Annotated in this window: 22 protein-coding genes; 4 read left to right on the forward strand and 18 right to left on the reverse strand. The window is 39.1% G+C overall.

Annotated elements, in window-relative coordinates; translation table 11 throughout:
* Positions 1–22 precede the first annotated feature (22 nt).
* Together U1E44_RS13460 and U1E44_RS13465 are read right to left on the reverse strand one after the other, a co-directional pair.
* The gene (locus U1E44_RS13460; RefSeq protein ID WP_322931619.1) at positions 23–856 is read right to left on the reverse strand and encodes an ABC transporter permease; all 834 of its coding nucleotides are present in this window, start codon (positions 854–856) and stop codon (positions 23–25) included.
* Between the two features lie 4 nt (positions 857–860).
* Positions 861–1,766, reverse strand: coding sequence for an ABC transporter ATP-binding protein (locus tag U1E44_RS13465; protein WP_322931620.1), 906 nt, complete (start codon positions 1,764–1,766; stop codon positions 861–863).
* Positions 1,767–1,853: 87 nt separating this feature from the next.
* Between U1E44_RS13465 and U1E44_RS13470 the strand changes: the two genes are divergently transcribed.
* Positions 1,854–2,939: a hypothetical protein gene (locus U1E44_RS13470; protein WP_322931621.1), complete on the forward strand. Its 1,086-nt coding sequence runs from the start codon at positions 1,854–1,856 to the stop codon at positions 2,937–2,939.
* Between the two features lie 74 nt (positions 2,940–3,013).
* On the opposite strand, the gene U1E44_RS13475 is transcribed toward U1E44_RS13470, so the two are convergent.
* The 15 genes from U1E44_RS13475 to U1E44_RS13545 form a co-directional block, all read right to left on the reverse strand.
* Entirely contained in the window at positions 3,014–4,360 is a 1,347-nt protein-coding gene (locus U1E44_RS13475; protein ID WP_322931622.1) for a metal-dependent hydrolase family protein, read from the reverse strand.
* 523 nt (positions 4,361–4,883) lie between these two features.
* Entirely contained in the window at positions 4,884–5,825 is a 942-nt protein-coding gene (locus U1E44_RS13480) for an L-histidine N(alpha)-methyltransferase (protein ID WP_322931623.1), read from the reverse strand.
* Positions 5,826–6,983 carry an ergothioneine biosynthesis protein EgtB gene (gene egtB / locus U1E44_RS13485; RefSeq protein WP_322931624.1) on the reverse strand — a complete coding sequence of 386 codons (1,158 nt, stop codon included), beginning with the start codon at positions 6,981–6,983 and terminating at the stop codon, positions 5,826–5,828. It lies immediately after the preceding gene.
* Positions 6,983–7,264, reverse strand: coding sequence for a DUF427 domain-containing protein (locus U1E44_RS13490; RefSeq protein ID WP_322931625.1), 282 nt, complete (start codon positions 7,262–7,264; stop codon positions 6,983–6,985). The genes egtB and U1E44_RS13490 overlap by 1 nt, the downstream gene beginning before the upstream one ends.
* 20 nt (positions 7,265–7,284) lie before the next feature.
* Complete coding sequence (locus tag U1E44_RS13495; protein WP_322931626.1) at positions 7,285–8,067, reverse strand: hypothetical protein; 783 nt, start codon at positions 8,065–8,067, stop codon at positions 7,285–7,287.
* Positions 8,068–8,080: 13 nt separating this feature from the next.
* Complete coding sequence (locus U1E44_RS13500; RefSeq protein WP_322931627.1) at positions 8,081–9,682, reverse strand: glutamate synthase-related protein; 1,602 nt, start codon at positions 9,680–9,682, stop codon at positions 8,081–8,083.
* Positions 9,683–10,479: 797 nt separating this feature from the next.
* Positions 10,480–11,538: a nucleoid-associated protein gene (locus U1E44_RS13505; protein ID WP_322931628.1), complete on the reverse strand. Its 1,059-nt coding sequence runs from the start codon at positions 11,536–11,538 to the stop codon at positions 10,480–10,482.
* Between the two features lie 81 nt (positions 11,539–11,619).
* The gene (locus U1E44_RS13510) at positions 11,620–12,114 is read right to left on the reverse strand and encodes an IS1096 element passenger TnpR family protein (RefSeq protein ID WP_322931629.1); all 495 of its coding nucleotides are present in this window, start codon (positions 12,112–12,114) and stop codon (positions 11,620–11,622) included.
* A gap of 27 nt (positions 12,115–12,141) precedes the next feature.
* On the reverse strand, positions 12,142–13,176 hold the full coding sequence (locus tag U1E44_RS13515; RefSeq protein ID WP_322931630.1) for a COX15/CtaA family protein: 1,035 nt from the start codon (positions 13,174–13,176) through the stop codon (positions 12,142–12,144).
* 88 nt (positions 13,177–13,264) lie between these two features.
* Positions 13,265–14,692, reverse strand: coding sequence for a CCA tRNA nucleotidyltransferase (locus U1E44_RS13520; protein WP_323673905.1), 1,428 nt, complete (start codon positions 14,690–14,692; stop codon positions 13,265–13,267).
* 4 nt (positions 14,693–14,696) lie between these two features.
* A complete protein-coding gene (locus tag U1E44_RS13525) occupies positions 14,697–15,269 on the reverse strand; it encodes an L-threonylcarbamoyladenylate synthase (protein WP_322931632.1) in 573 nt (190 codons plus the stop codon).
* 108 nt (positions 15,270–15,377) lie between these two features.
* Positions 15,378–16,187 (reverse strand): glycosyltransferase family 2 protein, encoded by an 810-nt coding sequence (locus U1E44_RS13530; protein WP_322931633.1) that lies wholly within the window; start codon positions 16,185–16,187, stop codon positions 15,378–15,380.
* A 484-nt stretch (positions 16,188–16,671) separates the two neighbouring features.
* A complete protein-coding gene (locus U1E44_RS13535) occupies positions 16,672–17,436 on the reverse strand; it encodes a glycosyltransferase family 2 protein (RefSeq protein ID WP_322931634.1) in 765 nt (254 codons plus the stop codon).
* A 20-nt stretch (positions 17,437–17,456) separates the two neighbouring features.
* On the reverse strand, positions 17,457–18,527 hold the full coding sequence (locus U1E44_RS13540; protein ID WP_322931635.1) for a CDP-glycerol glycerophosphotransferase family protein: 1,071 nt from the start codon (positions 18,525–18,527) through the stop codon (positions 17,457–17,459).
* Between the two features lie 284 nt (positions 18,528–18,811).
* Complete coding sequence (locus U1E44_RS13545) at positions 18,812–19,627, reverse strand: 2,3,4,5-tetrahydropyridine-2,6-dicarboxylate N-succinyltransferase (protein ID WP_322931636.1); 816 nt, start codon at positions 19,625–19,627, stop codon at positions 18,812–18,814.
* Between the two features lie 100 nt (positions 19,628–19,727).
* Between U1E44_RS13545 and ruvX the strand changes: the two genes are divergently transcribed.
* From ruvX to U1E44_RS13560, 3 genes are read left to right on the forward strand one after another with little or no spacing between them, the layout of a single operon-like run.
* On the forward strand, positions 19,728–20,138 hold the full coding sequence (gene ruvX / locus U1E44_RS13550) for a Holliday junction resolvase RuvX (protein WP_322931637.1): 411 nt from the start codon (positions 19,728–19,730) through the stop codon (positions 20,136–20,138).
* Positions 20,139–20,142: 4 nt separating this feature from the next.
* Positions 20,143–20,733 (forward strand): peptide deformylase, encoded by a 591-nt coding sequence (gene def / locus U1E44_RS13555; RefSeq protein ID WP_322931638.1) that lies wholly within the window; start codon positions 20,143–20,145, stop codon positions 20,731–20,733.
* A 57-nt stretch (positions 20,734–20,790) separates the two neighbouring features.
* The gene (locus U1E44_RS13560; RefSeq protein ID WP_322931639.1) at positions 20,791–21,267 is read left to right on the forward strand and encodes a DUF5606 family protein; all 477 of its coding nucleotides are present in this window, start codon (positions 20,791–20,793) and stop codon (positions 21,265–21,267) included.
* A gap of 406 nt (positions 21,268–21,673) precedes the next feature.
* On the opposite strand, the gene U1E44_RS13565 is transcribed toward U1E44_RS13560, so the two are convergent.
* Complete coding sequence (locus U1E44_RS13565) at positions 21,674–22,234, reverse strand: YqgE/AlgH family protein (RefSeq protein ID WP_323673906.1); 561 nt, start codon at positions 22,232–22,234, stop codon at positions 21,674–21,676.
* Between the last annotated feature and the right edge of the window lie 17 nt (positions 22,235–22,251).

A 22,251-nucleotide genomic window follows, 5' to 3' on the forward strand; every position in this document is an offset into this window, starting at 1 on the left:
AGGCATCAAAAGGTACAAGATACTATAAATCTCGCTTTTTCAATATAGCATAAGACAAATAGACGAAAATAATAGTCCAACCAATTAAAACAAGGACTTCATACCCGTGCACATCCACATCGAATCTAAAATCCTCACCTAATTGTAGCCCAATGTTTTTTACTGCGGATAAGCGGCTAAAGGGTTCTTTAATAACATTGGACATAGCTTGTAACGGAAAGAAGTTTTTTATACTGCGCGCCGTTTCCCAAGATACTACGCGCCACCCCAATACAGCATAAAGGAACTGCTCCAGTACCATCCATAAGATTAAAAAACCAAGGGCAAACGCCGAACGTTTAATTAAAATCCCTAAAAGAAGACAAAAAGAAAAAAAAGCTACCAATTTAATAAAGTAGGCCAACACATATTCTAAATCCGAAACGATGATAGAAATCTCCGTATAATCGGAATAGACCAGACCCAATATGATCGATACACAAAAGACAAAAAAGGTGGAAATCAGCGCAAATGAAACCACTGTTAAAAATTTTGAGAGGATGAACTCCTTTTTGCTTAAACCGTCTATTAAATTTTGTTTGATGGTTTTATTGCTGTATTCATTAGCCACCATAGATACAATGACAATGGCCAAAAACAATTTAAAGAATGCCGCAATGTAGGTGTTGAAATGCCAGATATACGGAAAATTAAAGATGCCCTGATCGGCCAAATGGAACTGTATGGGGCCAATGTTGAACTTTATAGCAGCTACCAGTGCTATTGAACAAAGTAGGATGAAATAGGCAAAAATCAATATTTTACTAGCCCTGTTGTTCCAAAGTTTTATAAATTCTATGTGAAGCAATCGTATCATACGTTTAGGCGTTGGTTTGCTGTTTCGTTAAGGCTAAAAATTGATCTTCCAAACTTTCTTTCCGTTTTACTAAGTGCGATAGGAAAATGCCTTTTTCAAACAACATGCGGTTAAGGATTTCCGGTTTAAGTTCTTCCCTTAAAACCGCTATAACCAATTCATTGTTAAAGTTAACAGAGGCAAAGCTGAGATGATTTTTCAAAAAAGCAACCAAAGCATCCGTTTGGGCTGTTTTTAGTTCAAAGTATCCAAAACTAGCCAACATGGTATCAACCGGCCCAGCGTATAGTTTTTCTCCCTTTCGAAGAATAATTACATGGCTGCACACCTTTTCTACTTCGTCTAACAAATGTGAGGCCAATAGAATGGTTGTCCCTTGAGCCGCTACCTTTTTTATGATTTCCCGTATTTGATGTATGCCTTGGGGATCTAAACCGTTGGTGGGCTCGTCTAAAATTAATATCTCAGGATCGTTCAGTAGCGCAGAAGCGATGGCCAGACGCTGTTTCATGCCCAAAGAAAAAGTTTCAAATTTACTGTCTTTTCTATCCCATAAGTCTACCAGCTTTAATGTAGTCTCAATTTTCGCATAGCTTACCTCCTTAATTTTGCAGACTAATTTTAAGTTTTGTAAGGCGGACATATAGGGGTAAAAGTTGGGACGTTCTATAATGGCACCCACCTTTTTAAGCGCTTGGTGCGTGGAAGTGTGTCCATTAAACCAAGAAAATTCCCCGTGGGTTTTGTTTACAACATTGAGTACAGTCCCCAAGGTGGTCGATTTTCCACTTCCGTTAGGGCCTAAAATACCGTATACATTGCCTTTTTCTATCGTAAAAGAAAGATCTTTTACAGCGGTGAGATGACCGAATTTTTTAGTGAGGTGGCTTACGCTAAGAATCGTTTCCAAAATGGAAGAGTTTTTGATTTGTTTATGTTAACTTGACGCTTGAAAGCGTACTTTGTTACAAAGTAAGTCAAATTTAAGATCAACACTATGTCGGAAGAACGATTGATGTCTAAAAAGAAACCTTCTTATTCTATAAATGATGATTTGGATGCGTATTTGAATCATTACAACAGAAAGATAGAAATACCAATCTTTTATGAAGATCTTTTGCGTTTTTCGGGTTCGGTAGTAGTTTACGATTCTAATGACGAAGATACCCTTTGGATTCGGGTATTCTATTCTGAATTTGACAGAAAGGAAATCGATTTAAGTCTTAAAAAAGTCTATTCCATTCTTCATTCCGATGGGGGAGACCATATTGTACAGTACCTGAATGTTGATGCTGTGGATTATTGTACGTTTGGAAATTCCAAGCCTTTTCGTATTAAAATCAGGAATATTCTCAATGATAATTTCACGTATTTCTATGTAAAAAAGGCCGACGCATCTCGGGTCTATGGATTGGAATTAGAGCATATGCTATCGCCCTATAACCTTAATTTTTTGGTGTATATGAATACCTTAATAGAAGAGCATATTGCAGGGATTCCCGGGGATGTTTTTATTAAGGAGATGCTTCCAAAATGTTCGGAATCTGAAAAATCGCAGTTGGCCAAGGAGTTTGTAAAATTTAACGAACGTTGTATGATACGCCTTTTGGGCGATATGCGTTCCTATAACTACGTCATCGTGCCAACCCACGACTTTGATCATGTGGTGTACAAAATACGGGCTATAGATTTTGACCAACAATGTTTTGAAGGAAAATTAAAGGTTTATCGTCCGCAGTTTTTTAAGGAAAATTTTTTAATGGTAGAACTTGTTCGCAGTAAATTACAGAATTATTCTGTGGATCAGTATAAAATAGAAGAACGATCTATTGTGGCCAAACGGATTCTAAGTTCGGGCAACCGTATTAAGAAACTTATCACCATCATTAAAGCCGATCGTATTTCATTGCCCGAAAATGTTAAAATGCTACGAGAACAAATTTATGACCTTACGTTAGACAAAAAGTTTAAAAAATGTACCACCATGGGGCAAGTACTGTCCTTAGCGTTAGATTTTGTGAAACGGAACTATGAAGATGTAAGTATGCATCAAATTATAGAACAGCGCATTAAAATTCAGTAAATTGTTTTTTAAAACGTCAACAATATACATTTCTTGAGTAAGAACCTTTGGTTTCTTTTCCGTTATTTTTTGTTCTACTTTAGGGTATTCTTAAAGATGACACCATCTTTTATAATTAAAACAAAGTTCTTTTCGGGATCTGCAATGAGATTTATGTCTTGTAGTGGATTGCCATCTACAAGTAAAATATCGGCCAAGGCTCCTTCTTCAATGACACCTAAAACACCTTGATAGGGACTTCGTTTACCGGCAAGTTGAAGCAGTTCTGCATTATCTTTGGTAACCATTTTTAGTATTTCAAAAGGGGTGTACCACCGTGCCATTTTTGCCATTTGTTTGCCTTGTTGCACCCGCGCCGAAGGATCAAAAAGAAAGTCTGACCCCCATGCCGTTTTTACTTTATATTTTTTGGCCAATGTGTACGCATTAGCCGTTCCTTTAGAAACCTCAATTTGTTTTGCTCTACTGTCTTCGTTAGATTTTGGATTGGCATCTTCGTCGTCTAAGAACACTTGCAAACTCCACCATATTCCTTTAGAAGCCATGAGCTGGGCTGTAGCTTCATCGACCAACTGTCCGTGGTCAATACATTTTACACCCGCAGCAATGGCGGTTCGTATCGCTTTAGGAGTGTATGCGTGTACAGTAACATAGGTGCCCCAATTTTCTGCGGCCTCTACCGCCGCTATAAATTCCGCTTCTGTATATTGAGAAACGTCTAAAGGATCATACACTGAAGAAACTCCGCCACCTGCCATGAGTTTTAACTGACTTGCGCCAAGCATTAACTGTTCCCTTGCGGCACGCCGAACATCATCCGGGTTATCTGCAATGATAGCAGCGTTAACGCGTTCAGAATACGTAGGGCCGGAGTTCGATAATCGAGGTATTTCATTGGGCAAACGAAAATCGCCATGTCCTCCGGTCTGCGAAATAAATGCCCCTGAGGGCCAAATTCGTGGCCCTTTGTGTATTCCTAAGTCAATCGCTCTTTTTAGACCTAAAACAGGGCCACCTAAATCACGCACAGAGGTAATACCCCGTAATAGGGTCTGTTCCGCTGTTTTGGCGGCCACCAAGTTTACAAAACCGATATCGGCTGTTAAAATAGTTTGTTGGGTGATGCCTGCACACATTAGATGCGCATGCGCGTCGATTAATCCGGGCATTAGAAATTTTCCTTGACCATCAATAATTCTTGTAGTACCGCTTTTGTCCGTGGCTATTGCTGTGGTTGAAATTTTGCTGATGCGATTACCTACCAAAAGCACGTTGCCGCTTATGGTTTTTTCATCCTTTCCGTTAAAGATTTGAACGTTGTTAATGAGGGTAATATTTCCGGTGGTAGTAGGCTCTTGCGCCTTAGTTACCAAAGAAATTAAAATTAAAATACAGCTGAAAAGAAAAGAAAGGTTTTTCATTTTATTTATTTTGGTTTTGGCAGGTGATTTATATTTGATAATCGATATTTTAATGCTTCGCTTCGAGGTTGGCGTCAAAACGGATTGTAAAGGTTCCTTTTAATGCCTCGAAGGTGTGCTCTGAGGTGATTTACTGCTTTTTTTTCAGGGCGCACCGGTGTGACAAAACTAATGTAATAAAAAAAAGGATGCCTTACGCTTAAAATTCGAATTTAGAAACGTTTTCTTATTATTTCAATAATTAACGGCGCTGCATTGCAATGGGTTTTTACAGTAGAAAAAGAGAAAGCTTAAACCGTTGTGCATTTTGAGTATTTAATACTTATTTGATACTAATTAGGGACTTCTATTGTTTAAAGTATTGATATTCAATTAATAATTCGTTTTTGAAATCTAAAATCACTTTGGAAGTATGTACAAATCAAGATACAAAACCAAAGGAATGAAATCATTGTTCGACACCCAATTTTTAGTTAGAAAATTATAGAAAATAGGCAATCCGTTAGAGAAGATAACCGTAGGTTTAGACATTGGGCTGAAATAAAACGAAGGCGTATTCTTTTTTTACATCAAAATAAGTTTGTAAAATCTGCATATTTGAGGCTTGGGCTATTTCTTCTATATCTGTCCAAAAAAACTTTTTAGATACCTCTGTATGTATGGCTTCGTAGGCATCAAATACAACCGAAAATCCATCTTTAAATTCTATGGTTTGCTTTTTTAAGCTAATAATCTGGCTGGAAGTGATGCCTGTCATAGGATTGTAAAAAGGGAAATGGTCAAAAGCTTCTAGGTCAAAATTAGCTCCCAATTCTCGGTTCATTCGTGCCAACAGATTCATATTGAATTGCTTAGTAACTCCCTGACTATCGTCATAAGCAGCTAGTATTTTTCTGGGATGTTTTACGAGGTCAAAGGCTACGAGCAAAGCGTCGTTTGCTTTGAGTTTGGCCTTTATAAATTTGAAAAAACAGATAGCTTCTGGTGTGGGATAATTGCCAATATTGGCTCCTAAAAACAATACCAATCTACTGTTTTCTGAGGGAGGTAATTTTTTATAGGTGTCAAAATAATTTCCGGCTATACTCGTGATGTTTATGTCGCTCGCTACTGCTTTTATTTCTTCCTTATTGATGTTTAATACATTGGAAGATATATCTAAAGCTACATATTCTAAAGTCTCAAAATAGGGTTTTACTTGCCTTAGCAAATGTTTTGTTTTGGTTCCATCGCCAGCCCCAAGCTCTACTATTTGTATTTTTTTATGTTTGGCAGAAATATCTTGGGCTAGTTGCACACTTTTGCTTGTGATGATTTGCATTTCGCTGCGGGGCAAATAATATTCATCTAACTGCATTATTTGCTGAAAAAGTGCATCCCCTTTGGCATCATAAAAATAACGGGAAGAGAGTTTTTTGGGTGATTTATGAAGTCCTTCTTTTACGTGTTCTAAAAATTGTTGCATTTAAAAATCACTTTTTTTTACCAGTCGTATTCCAGAAAAAATCCAACGGCTGGAAGCGTGAAAAAAATTGCGATAGGTTGCGCGCTTATGCCCTTGTGGTGTGGCTACCGAAGACCCACGAAGTACTATTTGATTTATCATAAACTTACCGTTGTATTCGCCTAATGCACCTTCTGCTTGCTTAAAGCCAGGGTAGGGCAAATAGGCAGAGTTGGTCCATTCCCAAAGTTGTCCCCATTCCATTTTTTTGGAAGCTATTTCCCATTCAAACTCGGTAGGTAAGCGCATCCCTTTCCAAGTGGCAAATGCATAAGCTTCGTACATTGAAATATGCGAAACGGGTAAACGGGGATTGAGTTTTTCTAAACCATTAAAGTGATAATGCCACCATTGTCCGTCTTTGTAATGCCAATATAGGGGCGATTTTATTTCGTTATTTTGAATAAAATGCCAACCTTCATCGTGCCATAAGTTGAAGTTTTCGTATCCGCCTGCTTCTATAAATTCGATGTATTCTCCATTGGTTACTAGTTTGTTACTTATTTCACAACTCTGTATATACACTTTGTGTACCGGCAATTCATTGTCGAAACAAAAGTCGTTTGTTTGATGCCCTATTTCATAAACTCCTGCTTCGATAGGGTGCCATTGCTGCGTTTGGGTTTCTTTTTTTGCCCTGAAATAGGAGCCAATGCTTGGGAATGTAGGCTGAGTGCCTAAAATATACTTGATGTCATACGCCAAAAGTTCTTGATGCTGCTGCTCGTGGTTTATACCTATTTCTACCAAGGTTAATACTTCATCACTAGGGTTATTTTCCAGTAAATTAACGATAATTTCAGTAACGTATTTTCGGTATTCGTATATTTTTGCTACACTGGGTCGGGTCATAAAACCTCGGTTTTGTCGCAAGCTGCGTTCACCCATATTGTTGTAATAACTGTTAAATAGATATGCAAAATCAGGGTGAAAAACAGCGTAATCCTTTGCGAAATTGACCAAAATAAATTGTTCAAAAAACCAAGTCGTATGAGCCAAATGCCACTTAGGCGGTGACACATTATTCATGGGTTGCACTACGTAATCTTCGGTTTCCAAAGGATTACAAAGCTGTTCTGTGGATTTACGGGTATTTGAAAATTGATCTTTTAAACTCATTACTTTTCAATTTTTACACCTTTCCAAAAGGCAAAATAACCTTTTATTGCTTTTGCCATTTCTTTAGGCTCGGGATAGTACCAAGCGGCATCTTTGTTGCTTTCTCCATTTACCTCTAATGTCTTATAACTGGCTACACCTTTCCAATGGCATGAGGTATTTGTAGTACTATCTTTAAAAAATTCCTTTTTAATACTATCTGCTGGAAAATAATGGTTGTTTTCGATAACAATTGTTTCGTTACTTTCTGCGACAAGTTGATTGTTCCAAATGGCCTTCATTGTGGTTAATTTTATTTAATTTAGGATTGTGACCATTGTGTAGCCTCTTTTAAAAAGGGTTGAATAGTAGCTAACTTCGTGTCACTTAATGGAAGTACTGCACCATTCCAGTGCTCGCCGGTTATCCATTTACCGACAGATAAAGGTTTTGTGGTAGCATAGTCGACATTGTGCTCATTAAGGCTGTAAACTGAAAAATAAAAATACGCTTCATCAATCATACTGTCTGCCATTGCCCAGCCAAAACCAATGCCGATGTTTTGATTCACTTCGGTGTAAATTCCGGTGTCGAAATGGTGGGGCCATATTCTAATTTCGGATTCTACATTTAGGTGGTCGTTCAATAAGCTACAAGCTTGATTTGCTAAAGCTCTATAGTGCAACCATTGGTCTAGGGCTTCGGAGTCCCATTTTTGTAGGGCATCATTTTTAAAATCGTAATCTGGTATTTCAAAATGCAAGGGTTTTAAAAAATCGGCTCCATCTACCTTAAGATTTTTAGTAAGAAAATGGGCAATAGCTATTTCTACCTCGCTTTGGGCTTTTCCAATGGTTTCAAAAGAGGCCACTTCTCGGTTTTGTTTATCCAGCAAATGAAAGGTTTGGTGCGCTAAGTTTAGGCTTAAAATTAAATGTCCACTACGGATATTTGCCCATCGTCCCCAGATTTGTTTTCCAATAAGGTCAAAGCGCAGATTGGTATGGCTATCGTCTTCTTTCTTTTCCGAAAAGCTTCGTCCAAATTTTGCGACCGTTTGACTAAGTTGGTGAATGTATTGGTCTATTTTAGTGTACTTTTTCATAATTAATTCCTGTTTAGTGTATTCCTGCATAATTGATACTTGTCAGTCTATGAATGTCATAATCCATAGTTGATAAGTCGTTTTGATTAAATTTACTAACCGAATCGTGTCCACAGGAACGCGCCACCACTTTGATTAAATCATTGGTAGCACTGAAAAAATTGAATAATTGTTTCGCCGATGCATCAATAATTAAGCGACTTCTAAGGCTTTCTTTTTGGGTAGCAATTCCCACCGGACAATTATTGGAAGCGCACGCCCTCATACCCAAACAACCGATAGCCTGTAAGGCCGAATTGGAAACTGCAATGGCGTCTGCACCCAGCATCAATGCCTTTGCGAAATCTTCTGCTACACGCAATCCGCCTGTAATGACGAGCGTTACCTCTTTAGCACCTACTTTGTCCAAGTGTTTTCTGGCACGAGCCAATGCAGGAATGGTAGGCACATTAATATTGTCTCTCAAAATAGTAGGAGCAGAGCCTGTTCCGCCACCTCGTCCGTCAAGGATAATGTAATCTACACCCACTTTTAGTGCAAAGTCTATATCTGCTTCAATGTGGCTGGCAGCAATTTTAAACCCAATGGGAATGCCACCCGTTTTTTCTCTCACTTCCTCAGCTACTTTTCTAAAATCTTCTGCTGTAAACAAATCTGGGAAAGCCGCAGGTGAAATGGCAGTTTCGCCTTCTTTCAAGCCTCGCACTTCAGCTATTTCTTTGGTGACTTTATTGCCGGGTAAGTGTCCACCTGTACCTGTTTTTGCGCCTTGACCGCCTTTAAAATGAAAGGCTTGGGCTTTTTTTACCTTATCCCACGAAAAACCAAATTTACCGGAGGCTAACTCGTAGAAATATTTGGAATTGCTTTCCTGCTCTTGCGGTAGCATTCCACCTTCGCCACTGCAAATACCTGTGCCTGCTAGTTCAGCGCCTTTCGCCAAGGCAATTTTAGCTTCACGAGAAAGTGCGCCAAAACTCATATCGGACACAAAAAGCGGCATGTCTAGTTTGAGTGGTTTTTTTGCCTTTGCACCGATAATCACAGACGTTTCTACCGCTTCATCATCTAAAAGTGGACGACTTGCCAATTGAGCAGGGAGAAACTGAATGCTTTCCCATTTGGGTAAGGTATTTCTATCTACACCCATACTGGCCGATGGACCGTGATGTCCGTAGTTTTTGAGTCCGTTTTGGGCGAGTTCTTTGATGTAGTTGGTATAGGGTTCGGTCTCTTCAGGATGCGTATCGGCATACTGCCCGAGGTATTGATCTCTGTTGAAGGGTTGCGGATGTTCTTCTAAAAAAGCATTGATTTCAGCTTCATCTACCCAGATAAAATCGTCTTTGATTTTTGCGGTGAATTTGTGTAACACTTCTTCGTTATTGTATTCCGAAACGCCCGTATCGATGCGGTAATCCCAGCCGTGCAAGCCGCAAATGAGATTGTTTCCCTCCACATATCCGTCAGACATCAGTGCGCCACGGTGCAAGCAGCGACCGTAAAGTACAGACACTTTGTCTTCATACTTAACGATGACCAGATCGAGTCCGTTAATTTGATAGTGTGTGGGTTGTTTTTCTTGAAGGTTGGAGAATTTTAGTGTTTTAGTCATAATTTTATTTTGGCAGGTGATTTTTATTTAATAATCGATATTTTAATGCTTCGACGTTGCCTTCAAAACGGATTGTAAAGCTTCCTTTTAATGCCTCGCGGGTGTGTTCCAAGGTGGATTTACTCCTTTGTTATGCGTTACGGGCTCCAACGCGCCAGTGACAAGTCTAATTTAATAAAAAAAGAGCCTTATTCTAAAAATGCGAATTTAGAAACGTACTCTTACGATTTCAATCTAAAGATTCCCCGACCCAAGGGTCGGGGTTTCCTATTTACCTATCCTTTGGAGCGATCGGAATTGCCTTTTTGCAGTTCCGGCTGAGATAAAATACAAAATTTCGGTTTTTGGCCTAAAGACCAAAATGAAACTGGCAAAACCCGTACTGAGCGCAGTAGAAGTATACCCCCATGGCTTGCCTCGGGAATAGTCAGTTTCATTAAATTTTTTATTACTTGCTGTTGCTGCGTTGTAATGGGTTTTTGCAATATAAAAAGATAAAGCATAACCCATAGTGTATTTTGAGTATTTAGTACTTATTTAATACTAAAATTTTCATGATTTGCCTCGATCTAAAAGGAGGTAATGAAGATGTCATCGATGTACCCTTTTAGGGAAGGGCAAAAATTTAAGAAATCAAGTCAAAATCAACAACAGCTACCACATAAAAGCGGAATACTAAAAATAGGGGTTGCAAAGTACCGCAAAAAAAACAGGATGATCCTATTTTTCCTCCAAAGCACGATCCCTTTTACCGGAATGGAAACTCTGAAGTGATCTTAAAAAGGGCAATCAACACCTTAGCTTTTTTGTTCTTTATTAAAGTAGACCAGATAGTAGTACATCAGTCGTTCTTCATCCCACCCTTTCTCTACAAACTTTTCCGCAGAATCGGGATTTATAAAGTCGAGCCGTATTTGTATATTGGTGTCTAAATGAATGACGTTTTTTATTTTTTTTCGCGCTTCGGAAACCGCCTTATTCGCAATATCAAAGTTAGAGACATCTTCAATGCTGTATTTAGCTCCTTTGTCTACCTTATAATTTTTGAATTCTGGTATAAACTCCGGATTCTCCATGACTTCGTTTAAGAAATTGGTTTCCTCAAAGGCGTCGTTTTTCGCAAAATGGTTTACCGCCCTGTTCATAAACAAAACTTCTTGTTGTTTATCTTCGGCCGGTAGAACAACATCTTTAGCAAAATTTTGGCAGAATTTCAAGTAGTTCTTAGTCAGGAAATTTTCATCGGCCAGTACCGCGACCTCCAAGAAGTTTTCAAGCCAATATTTAGCGTCATAGCGGTTGCTGTCTACAGATAATACTTTATAACCTTCCTCTTTGTTTGTGTTAAAAATGAGACACCCTTTATCAAGTTTGTTGATGTTGATGCCCTGCTGTATCAAAATATCAAGATTCCCCTCTTTTTCTGTGAATTGAAGGAAGTCTTGTTTTAGTTCACTTTTAAAAATCCCCACGGCATCCAACTTTACATTGTCTACATACATTCCGCTAAGGTAAGCCACATATACTTCGCCACTTTTAATATGGGGATGGTTCGATTGTTCAAATAGATGTGTTGCGATGGCTTTAGACTGTTCATGCACGGAGTCCGGATCGGCAAAAATGGCGGAGGCCATTTTGTAAACGGGATTGAATTCCAAATCTACCTCATGAGATAATTTAAAGTAGTTTTCCTCTTTTTCGCGAAAGGGCTTAAAAAAATATTCTTTGAGCAAGCCTGTGGTCTCGTCATTAAGGGCGAAAGGTTCTTGGGATAAAAATAGCGATTCGTTTTTATTTTTATTTCCCACACGATGCAGGGAGATGGTTTCAATTTGGGTGGTGTATAGATTGATCATTTACAGGATAAAGAAATAGTTTAAGGGTTAAAAAAGATGATGCGTTGAAAAGGTGATGGGTCAATTTTAGAAGCCTATGGATTAGTTCCAATTTTCATCAAAATCAAGATCTTCGTAATTATCAAGGGTATCTTCAAAATCAAATCCGGGTTCGGCTTCAAACTTTTTATCGGGAGCGGCATCGGGAATTTCACCGAAACTGAAAAGTAAATTAGGATAGGCTTGTCCGGGCATAGGATCTACAATATCGGCCAATTCTACAAAGAACGTCCACATGCTTAGAAAGTCGTACACATAAATGAGTTTTGGGGTATTTTCGGTCAAAAGATCTTCTACAAAAGTCTCACTCATTAGCCTTAAGTCAGAACCGTTTTCGCTCATATCAAAAAGCGCAATCTCTTCCTGTTGGTTCCATTGGTCGTCGCAAGTATAAAACGAAGCCATTTCGTGTCCGCCAAAGCCAAAAGCCTGTGTTATGGAATTGTGGAAGTCTTCTAAGGTATTATCTCCTTCAATTTCCAGATCCCTAAAGATGTCTTCTTCCGCATCCAAAATAATTCTGATTTTATATATCATTGCCTAGGTGTTTTGGGTGCCACAAAGTTACAAAGTTTTAGGACTTGTAGCCGATTTTATAGGTTCCAATATCAAATAGAATTGAAGTCCGAACAGCACCGCAGCAAAAACTAAATGCAACGGTTGGCTACTAAAGGGAAAATGAAGGTAGTACATACCCATACCAGAAATAACCTCTAGAAAAAGCAACAAAAGCACCCACCGAATTTTATCATATCCCAGATTTTTTTTGGTTATGCGGTACGCAAGAAAGAGATTTAAAAGCACTACTAAAATAGAAAAGCTGCGATGTACATAAAATTGAACGTTCGGATTTTGTAGCCATAAGTGTTTGTTGCTTTCCCCAAAAAGATCGGTTTGAACATCTACAAATTGGCGTACCTGAGTGCCTACTATAATTTGAAACAAGGAGAATGCCAGCGCTACGAAAAGGAGTCTTACGGTAAGGGGATCATAGGGTAGGGGCGTATCCCTGTTTTTTGTTTTATGAATTAGGAATAACAAAAGCGCCACAATAACTAAAGCCATGACCATATGAACTGAAATTTTCACAGGTTCTAATACCGAGTACACCACAGTAGCACCCAGCCAAGCCTGAAAGCCCATAGCGAGAACTACAACCCAAGACACTAGGGTAACGACCTTTTGTTTTTTCCAAAACGTTAGGGAATATAAAGCAAGCACGAGGGTTCCTAAACCGGCCAAAGCACCAAAAAGTCTATTAATAAATTCTGTCCAAGTATGTGCCGGATTAAAGACCGCATAATCGTGTTTAGTATAGGGTTCCCAATTTTTAGTGTCGAACGCGGTTTCTGTGGTAAAATCGGTTTTGGCTACCTGCAGCGTTTCGTCTCTTATAATTACCTGACCGGAACGATAGGTGTGGGTGGGTTTCCATTCTAATTCCGAGGCATGGGTGGGCGGAATATAATAGCCAAAACATTTGGGCCAATCGGGGCAGCCCATACCACTTCCGGTCATACGTACCACAGCTCCGGCCACAATGACTAGATATACTAATACCAAAGCTACTTTCGCGATATTTCTAAAACGTTTTTCCATAATTTATCCTAAGGCTTTAATCCTTTGGCGTAGGTGAAAAGGGCAATCACAAAGTTTTGGTTTATAGTGTTTTAAAAAAAGGACCTCTTTATTTTGAGGTAGTAACTAAACCTAATGCCTTCCCTTTTTTTAGCATAAACTGAAAGGCGGCTTCGTGTTCATTAGGAATTTCTCCCTCTAGGATAGCCTCTTTTATAGCCTCTTTTATAATCCCAATTTTCTTTGATGGTTTTAAATTAAAAATGGTCATTATTTCCTCTCCGGTTACCGGAGGTTGGAAGTTTCTTATATGGTCTCGTTCTTCTACCTCTATTATTTTTTGCCGTACTTCCTTAAAATTGTTCTTATATTTTTTTTGTTTCTTTGGATTTTTGGTAGTGATGTCTGCCTCGCATAATGTCATGAGGTCATCCACGTGGTCACCAGCGTCAAAAACGAGACGCCGCACCGCCGAATCCGTAACGTGTTCTACTGAAAGTGCGATAGGTCGGGAACTCATCAGCACCATTTTTTGAACAAATTTTAATTTCTCATTCAGGGGCATTCTTAGCCGTTTGAAGATTTTGTGCACCATTTTGGAGCCAACGTATTCGTGGCCGTGAAAAGTCCAGCCTATTTTTTTGTCAAAGCGTTTTGTGGGGGCTTTCCCAATATCGTGTAGCAAAGCGGCCCAGCGCAACCATAGATGATCTGTATGCTCTGAAATATTATCTACCACTTCCAGCGTGTGCCAAAAATTATCTTTGTGGCGTTGTCCCTCTACCTCTTCTATCCCTTGCAATGCTACTAATTCCGGAAGAATGTGTGCCAGTAACCCGGTGTGGTGCAAAAGTGTAAAGCCTATAGATGGTTTTGGACTTAAAAGGATTTTGTGAAGTTCTTCTACGATGCGTTCTCCGGAAATTATTTTTATACGATCCTTGTTGTTGGCTATAGCCTGTAATGCGTTAGCATCTATAGTAAAGTTTAATTGTGCTGCAAACCGAATGGCACGTAACATTCGCAACGGATCGTCCGAAAAAGTAATACTTGGTTCTAATGGCGTCCTAATTTGCTTTCGTTCTAAATCTGTTAGGCCCTGAAAAGGATCTAATAAGTCGGCATAATTCGCTTTGTTAAGGGAAATAGCCAAGGCATTTATGGTAAAATCCCTTCTTTTTTGGTCGTCTTCTAAAGTACCATCTTCTACAAAGGGCTTTCTACTCTCCGACCGGTAACTCTCTCTTCGCGCTCCCACAAATTCCAAATCTATAGTACCATGTTTCAGCATGGCCGTACCAAAATTCTTAAATACGGTCACTTCTGGTTTTCCGGGTAATTTTTCGGCTACCTTTTTCGCCAGATCAATACCACTGCCAATGGCTACGATATCTATATCTTTTGGACTTTGACGTTGTAATAAAAAATCGCGCACATAACCTCCAATCAGGTAACAGTCTACCCCCAGATCAGCGGCTGCCGTTGCAATGATAGAGAATATAGGGAGTTGTATGGCTTCACTACAGTTTTTATGCATGGTATTATTCACGGATCACTTTTACCGTTCCATCCGTACCGAGTTTTATAATTGATGAAGGCTTGCTTTTAGCGGTATCTCGCTCCAAATTTACGACATAGTCTACACCTTTTAAAATCGCGGAACTTATTTCTTTAAAATTTGATGGTGAGGGACTACCACTTACATTGGCCGATGTAGATACAAGGGGTTTCCTAAGTTTTTTAATAAGGTATTGGCAAAACGCATGTTGCGCAACACGAAGTGCCAAGGTTTGGTCTTCGGCGATGAGGTTTTGGGCAACACCAATTGGATTGTCGTAGATAATAGTGATGGGCTTCTCCGATAATTCGATGAGTGTATAAGCCATTTGCGGCACTTCCTTTACATACTTGCCCAGCATAGGTTCGTTGGCAACCAAACAAATCATAGCCTTAGCCTCGTCTCTTTTTTTTAGGGCGTATATTTTTTTTACTGCTTCCTCATTGGTAGCATCGCAACCAATGCCCCAAACGGTATCTGTAGGATAGAGTATAATACCGCCCTGCTGTAAGATGGTATAGCACTGATTTGCTTCTTCTACTAATTTTGTATCCATAATTTTGGAGCACAAAGATATAAAAATTGAATTTCCAAAATAAGGGAATTAGGGGTCGTATAAAAAGTAGAAGATGTAAAAAGGAAAACGGTCAGAAAACCGGAAGTGTTACTCTGCCAAAACCGACTTCTTGTTGGCGCTATAATAATAAGCTTGCCGTTGGTTACGTGTCTCTAGTTTGCGTAGTTCGGCATAGCGAACAATAACTTCTAGCGCCCCCAGATAGCAAATGGTTATTCCTTTTCTACCGTCTAAAAATCCGAGGCGCACCACATAATTGTAGGTAAATTTCCAAAAGGGTTTAAGGATCAACTGCATGTAGTTAAATTTTTTATCTAACATACAATACTCTTTGGCTTTCAATTGTCCGTAATGACGCATTTTGGATTTGTAGTTGTCGTAATCCCGATAGCAATAATGAATTAGTTTTTCTTTAAGAATACCTGATTTTCCATTGATTTCCAAGGTTTCATGAACCATTCTTTTTTCGGAAAATTGCACTTTATCCTTTCGGAATAAGCGATAATTTTTATCGGTTTGCCAGCCACTAAAATGTAGCGGTTTGCCACAGAACATAAACTTTCGCCGAAACCAATATGCCACACAACTGGTATTGTGTTGTAGGGTACTTTTAATTTCAGTCTGTAATGGGGCGGTTATCTCTTCATCAGCATCAACAAAGAGCACCCAATTGTGGGTTGCCTTGGAAAGTGCAAAAGACTTTTGCCTTGTAAAATTTTCAAAGGGTCGTTGCACCACCTTTACTTTGGGATGGGTTAAAAGATATTCGTAGGTGCCGTCTGTACTAAACGAATCAACCACAATAATTTCGTCGGCAAAAGAGATTGACGCAATGCAACGTTCAATACAATGCATCTCATTATAGGTAATTACCAAAGCAGTTAAGGGTGTGCGCATTTCAATTATATTGGGGCAATGAAACGTTGATGCTCGTATATTTAAACTCAAAAAAGACTAAAAAAGTATATCCTTCTCTTTAAAACATACGATTTTTAGTACAAAAGTGACAAAGGTAAGCTACACGATTGGTTTATGATAAGGATTTGTAGTGCAAATTGTTGATTTTTTTTTGATGAAACCATACACTTTTTAAACTATGCATAGGTACCTTGATGTAGTATGGAAGCTAAATTTAATCTAAAAATCAGGCGTTTACCAATGCTATCCACAACTATTTAGCATCATTTTTTGAATTTAATGCTCCGTAGTAATTTTAATTTTCCATTCTTTATGATGTGGGTTAACAGCAAGGAGGTCAAAAAGATTCGCTGGAGTGATTATTTATCAATCTATTCCTGTTAAGAAATTTTTTAGGAGACGCTAATATCGTTCTAATAACCGCCAAAACTAACATAGGATGCTGTTATTTTCTTTGCGCATCTTAAAGGCTATCCAATTGTTTAAGTTTTTTATACCGAGCATATACGCCAAGGGCATTTAAATAGCAGATTATAAGGCCTTTACTTCCGTCCAAAATACCACAACGTAAGAGGTAATGGTTCATAAATTTCCAAGCCGGCCGCAATAGCTGTTGGGCTAGGGACCATCTTTTTCCTTTTTGATATTCTTCCTGCGCTTTGAGTTCCCCATAGCGTATCATTTTGCCTTTGTAATCCTCGTAGGTCTTATACGAGTAATGAATGAGCTTATTTTGAAGCGTAGCAGATACACCGTCTACAACTAGGGTTTCGTGAACGATACGGTCTTGTGTAAACGCTACCTTGTCTTTTTTAAATAGTCTATAGTTTTTATCTGTCTGCCAACCACTAAAGTGAAGTACTTTATTTTTGAACATAAAGGTTCTGTAAAAAAAGTAGGCACTCGCCGTAGATTCCTCCGAATTTATGGTACTCAAAATCTCATTTTTCAATGCTTCGGGAATTCTTTCATCAGCATCCAGAAAAAGAACCCAGTTATGGGTAGCCTGTTTTAAGGCAAATGATTTTTGGTCCGTAAAATTTTTAAAAGGTCGTTGAATAAGCCTTACGTGAGGATATTTTTTAATTTTTTCGACGGTGCTGTCCGTGCTATAAGAATCTATAATGATTAACTCATCTACAAAATCCAAAGCGATTATAAAATCATCAATAAATTCTTCCTCGTTATAGGTGATGAGCAAACCCGAAATTTTTACTTTATTTTTCAATATGTGCCGGTAAATAAATTTTAATCAATAGCGAGTGTGATGGGTTTGCGGTAACTCTGCAAAGTCCAAAATTGTAATTTTTTCCGAATTTTAAATTTTCGCAATACACTTAGGGGTTTTGGTTTTAAGTGCGATTTGTCTTTCTGTAAGAAATGTAACACCGCATCTAGGACACGTTGTGAAGATTTTCCGTCCTCATAAGGGTGCGATGCCCGGGCATATTTTTCTATTTCGCTCAAAAGTGAAGAGGGATAGGATAAGGCGTCGTTTATAGCATTTTCCAGTTCTGAAACCGCCGTAATATTGAGGTAGCTGGGTAGTGGCTTATTATTTCGAAACGTAACCACCGGCTTTTTTTGTAAAAGGTATTCAATAATGGCCGATGAGGTATCGCAGATCATTATATCGGACTTTTTAAACAGGGGTATTAAATCTGTAGTGTCGTGATAGCAAAAGTTTTCGTGTTGCATGGTCTTAAATTTTTTAACCACACTCTTAGGCAGTAGGGGGTGCAATACCACGTCAAAGTGCCATTTTCCGGTTTTTGAAAGACGTTGCAATTCCGTGCAGAATTCATCATTCAAAGCCAAGCTATATTTTTTGGTAAATGTAGACGACACAAGAATAACAGGTTTTGTAACAGTCCTTTTTATGGCCTCCAAAGGGAACAGTGCATCCATTTTAGGCCACCCGGTTTCTATCACCTCAAAATGTTTTAATCTCAAACTTTTTGCCTTAAATACGTCCGTAGAAGTAGGGCCTTGAGTGCAATATAGATCAAAGAAATTCCGTATGGTAAATTGGTCTTTGCCTTTTCGTTTATTAGCGGGAAACCCGTGAAACAACTGAACCTTTATACCGGGGATAAAATCGGCCACATAATCTGTTGCTGTTAACACGATATGTGGCGCATAGGCTATGGCCTCTTCAATAGACACTATAGTTTCGTTTCCCTTAAAATAGGTTATGGTGTTTTTATCTTCTACAAACCATTTTACGTGCATCCCCCGAGCTTTTATTTCTTCTTCTAAGGGTTTGCAAATGGGGATGCTATAGGGATAGGTGATGTACAATAAAAATTTTATTTCCATCGATAGTACATGGTTTTTAGAAGTTGACATAGGCTTAGTTCAAAGATAGTCAATTGAACGGTTACTATCTAAAAAGACAAACATCTGTGGGCCATACACCATATCCAATGTAGGTACTTACCTTGGCTCTTACCAAAGCGAACAAAAGAGATCATCGATTTTATAAGGAGCCTAGAAATTGGGCTGCGTGTATAGCGATATCATTTTTTTTTAGATTATTCCCCTGTTTTGATGTCTTTTGCGGATGAGAACAACCGGTAAGGGGTATTCTCATCCGCTTAAAATTATACGGCTACTCCGTATTCCCTTAAGGCATCGTTCAGTGAGGTTTTTAAATCTGTTGAAGGTTTTCGGGTGCCAATAATTAGTGCACAAGGTACCTGATAATCCCCTGCCGGAAACGATTTAGTGTAACTTCCGGGAATAACTACAGACCTTGCGGGCACCAAACCTTTTCGTTCTACGGGTACATCACCGGTAACATCTATGATCTTGGTGGATGCCGTAAGTACCACATTGGCACCTAGTACAGCTTCCTTTTCTACTCGTACCCCTTCTACAACGATACAGCGCGAGCCAATAAATGCACCATCTTCAATAATTACGGGGGCAGCCTGCAAGGGTTCTAACACCCCACCGATACCCACACCCCCACTAAGGTGCACATTTTTTCCAATTTGGGCGCAACTGCCTACAGTGGCCCATGTATCTACCATGGTTCCTTCATCAACATACGCACCAATATTTACATAACTGGGCATTAATATTGTGCCTTTAGCAAGGTAGGCACCGTGACGGGCAACTGCATGAGGCACAATACGCACCCCCTTTGCGGCATAATCCCTTTTTAAAGGTATTTTGTCGTGGTATTCAAAGATACCGACTTCTAAAGTTTCCATTTGCTGAATCGGAAAATAAAGCACCACGCCTTTTTTCACCCATTCGTTAATCTGCCAGCCATTCGATGTAGGCTCTGCACAACGCAACGCTCCTGTGTCCAATAATCGTATGACTTCTCGGATGGCTTCTTGTGTCGCTTTTTCTGCGAGCAGTGTTCTGTTTTCCCACGCTTTTTCTATAGATTGTCTTAAATCGGTCATTGTCTCTTAAATTTTTGCAAATATAACCGCTATCGCTTAAAAACTAGTTCAATTTTACACTTATCACATTTTATCGTTTATTTTTGCAAAAAAAAAAGCAGTGGGTAGAATTCTGGCACTCGATTTTGGAAAAGTTCGCACCGGCATTGCTGTAACCGATGATTTACAGCTTATTGCCTCAGGACTTACTACCGTGGCTACGCCGCAACTACTCTCCTTTTTAAAGAAATATATTTCAGAAGAAAAGGTAGTCGGAATAGTGGTGGGTGAACCCAAACAAATGGACGGTGCGCCTTCGCAAGCAGAGGCACTCATAATTCCTTTTTTGCAAAAATGTAGTGTTTCATTTCCTGACATACCTATCATACGTCAGGATGAGCGATTTACCTCAAAAATGGCCTTTCAGAGTATGATTGAAGGCGGACTAAAAAAAAAACAACGAAGAAACAAAGCATTAGTCGATGAAATTAGTGCAACGCTAATTTTGCAGGCTTATTTAAACAGAAAATAACGGAATGATATTACCCATTGTAGCCTACGGAGACCCTGTTCTACGTAAAGTAAGCAACCTCATTGACGCCGACTATCCCGATTTAAAATCTTTAATTGAAGCGATGTGGGAAACCATGTATAATGCGCATGGCGTTGGCTTGGCAGCGCCTCAAATAGGCAAAGCTATCCGGTTGTTCGTAGTAGATACGACGGCCTTTGGTGACGACGACGAATTAGCTCCGGAGGAACAAAATGCACTAAAAAATTTCAAGAAAGTTTTTATTAATGCCCAAATTTTGGAAGAATCAGGTAAGGAATGGCTCTTTAATGAAGGTTGCTTAAGCATTCCCGATATACGCGAGGATGTGGCGCGAAAGGAAAGGGTAACTATTTCTTATATGGATGCGAACTTTATCCCCTATACGGAAACCTATGATGGCCTTTTAGCAAGGGTTATTCAGCATGAATATGATCATATCCAGGGGATTCTATTTACGGATAAATTATCGACCTTAAAAAAGACCCTTTTAAAAACAAGATTAGCCAATATTTCAAAAGGAAAAATAAAGGTAGATTATCGCATGCGTTTCCCTGACGTTAAAAAAGGACGTTAAAGACGTTTTTTTATTCCCCTAAAAATATCATATTTGCCCAAAAATTGAAGAAAATACATGAGTTTAGATAAAATATTATCCATAGCCGGGAAACCGGGACTTTATAAATTAGTAACGCAGACCCGTACTGGTTTTGTTGCAGCGTCTTTGCTAGACGGCAAAAAGCTAAGTGTCATGGCCAAAAGCAATGTAAGTGTGCTTTCGGAAATTGCCATATATACTTTGGAAGAGGAGATACCATTGCGCCACGTATTTTTACAGATACAAGAAAAGGAAAATGGTGGTAAGACCAGCATAACCCATAAGGCTGATAAACTCGCTTTGGAAGCGTATTTCTTCGAAATATTGCCCAATTACGATGAAGATCGCGTTTATGCCAGTGATATTAAAAAAATTATTCAATGGTATAATTTGCTACACGACAACGGTATTGTAGATTTTACGGAAAACCCAAAGGAGGATGCAGCAGAAAAAACAGATCTAGAGGAAGGGTCGGAAGGTGCAAAATCGGAATCGAAGGAAAAGAAGTCCTAAGCTAATAGTTGTTTTACGGGTGTTCTGTAGAATATAAGGCTATGGGCAGTTTTAATCTGAAGATTCCTCGATCCTTGGGTCGGGCTTTCCTATTTATCGCTCCTTTGGAGCGATCGGAACTGCCTTTTTGCAGTTCCGGGTGAGGTAAAATACAACATTTCGGTTTTTGGCCCAAAGACCAAAATGAAACTGGCGAAACTCGTACTGAGCGCAGTAGAAGTATATCCCCTATGGCTTTCCTGGGGGATAGTCAGTTTCAAGAAATTTTTATGAAGTTCTTTATTTTAGAACATAAGCATACGAATCGATATAGGGCAAGTACGAAAAGGAAACTGTAGTTTTTAACTCATTGTTGGTATTCCGGCAAAAAAACGCCAGTGACACCAATGCATCATGTGCTTGCGAATTAATTGAGGTTCGGGTTCTCCGGGGCATTGCTCCATAAGAGGTACGTGCCACCAAGCTCCTTCATTTTATCCTTCCAAAACGCTTTAGTTGGCATTTCAATTATCTTGCTTTGATCGTTGTTCTTAGCCAAAATCCATGATTTAGAAGAAAGTTCCTCGTCTAACTGAAAAGAGTCCCATCCGGAATATCCTAAAAAGAAACGGATATCTTTTTCTGAGATTAAATTAGTATTGATTAGCGCAATGGTATTTTCAAAATCGCCTCCCCAAAATATACCATCCGATATTTCAATGCTGTTGCCTATTAAGTGAGGTACTTTATGTATAAAATACAAATTATCTTGCTCTACAGGCCCTCCGTTATACACCGGAAAAGGGGCGCAGATTTCCGTAACCAAATCGTTTATTTGGTAGGGTAGCGGTTTGTTAAGAATGAACCCTACAGAGCCTTCCTCATTATGCTCGGCAAGGAGTACAACAGATCGGTTAAACGAAACATCACCGGTTAACGAAGGTTCTGCTATTAAAAGCACTCCTTTTTTTGGTTCTAAATCTACCATAAGAACACATTCTAGCT

The sequence above is a fragment of the Aurantibrevibacter litoralis genome, assembly GCF_034651555.1.
In the GTDB taxonomy this organism is placed as follows: Bacteria; Bacteroidota; Bacteroidia; order Flavobacteriales; family Flavobacteriaceae; genus Aurantibrevibacter; species Aurantibrevibacter litoralis.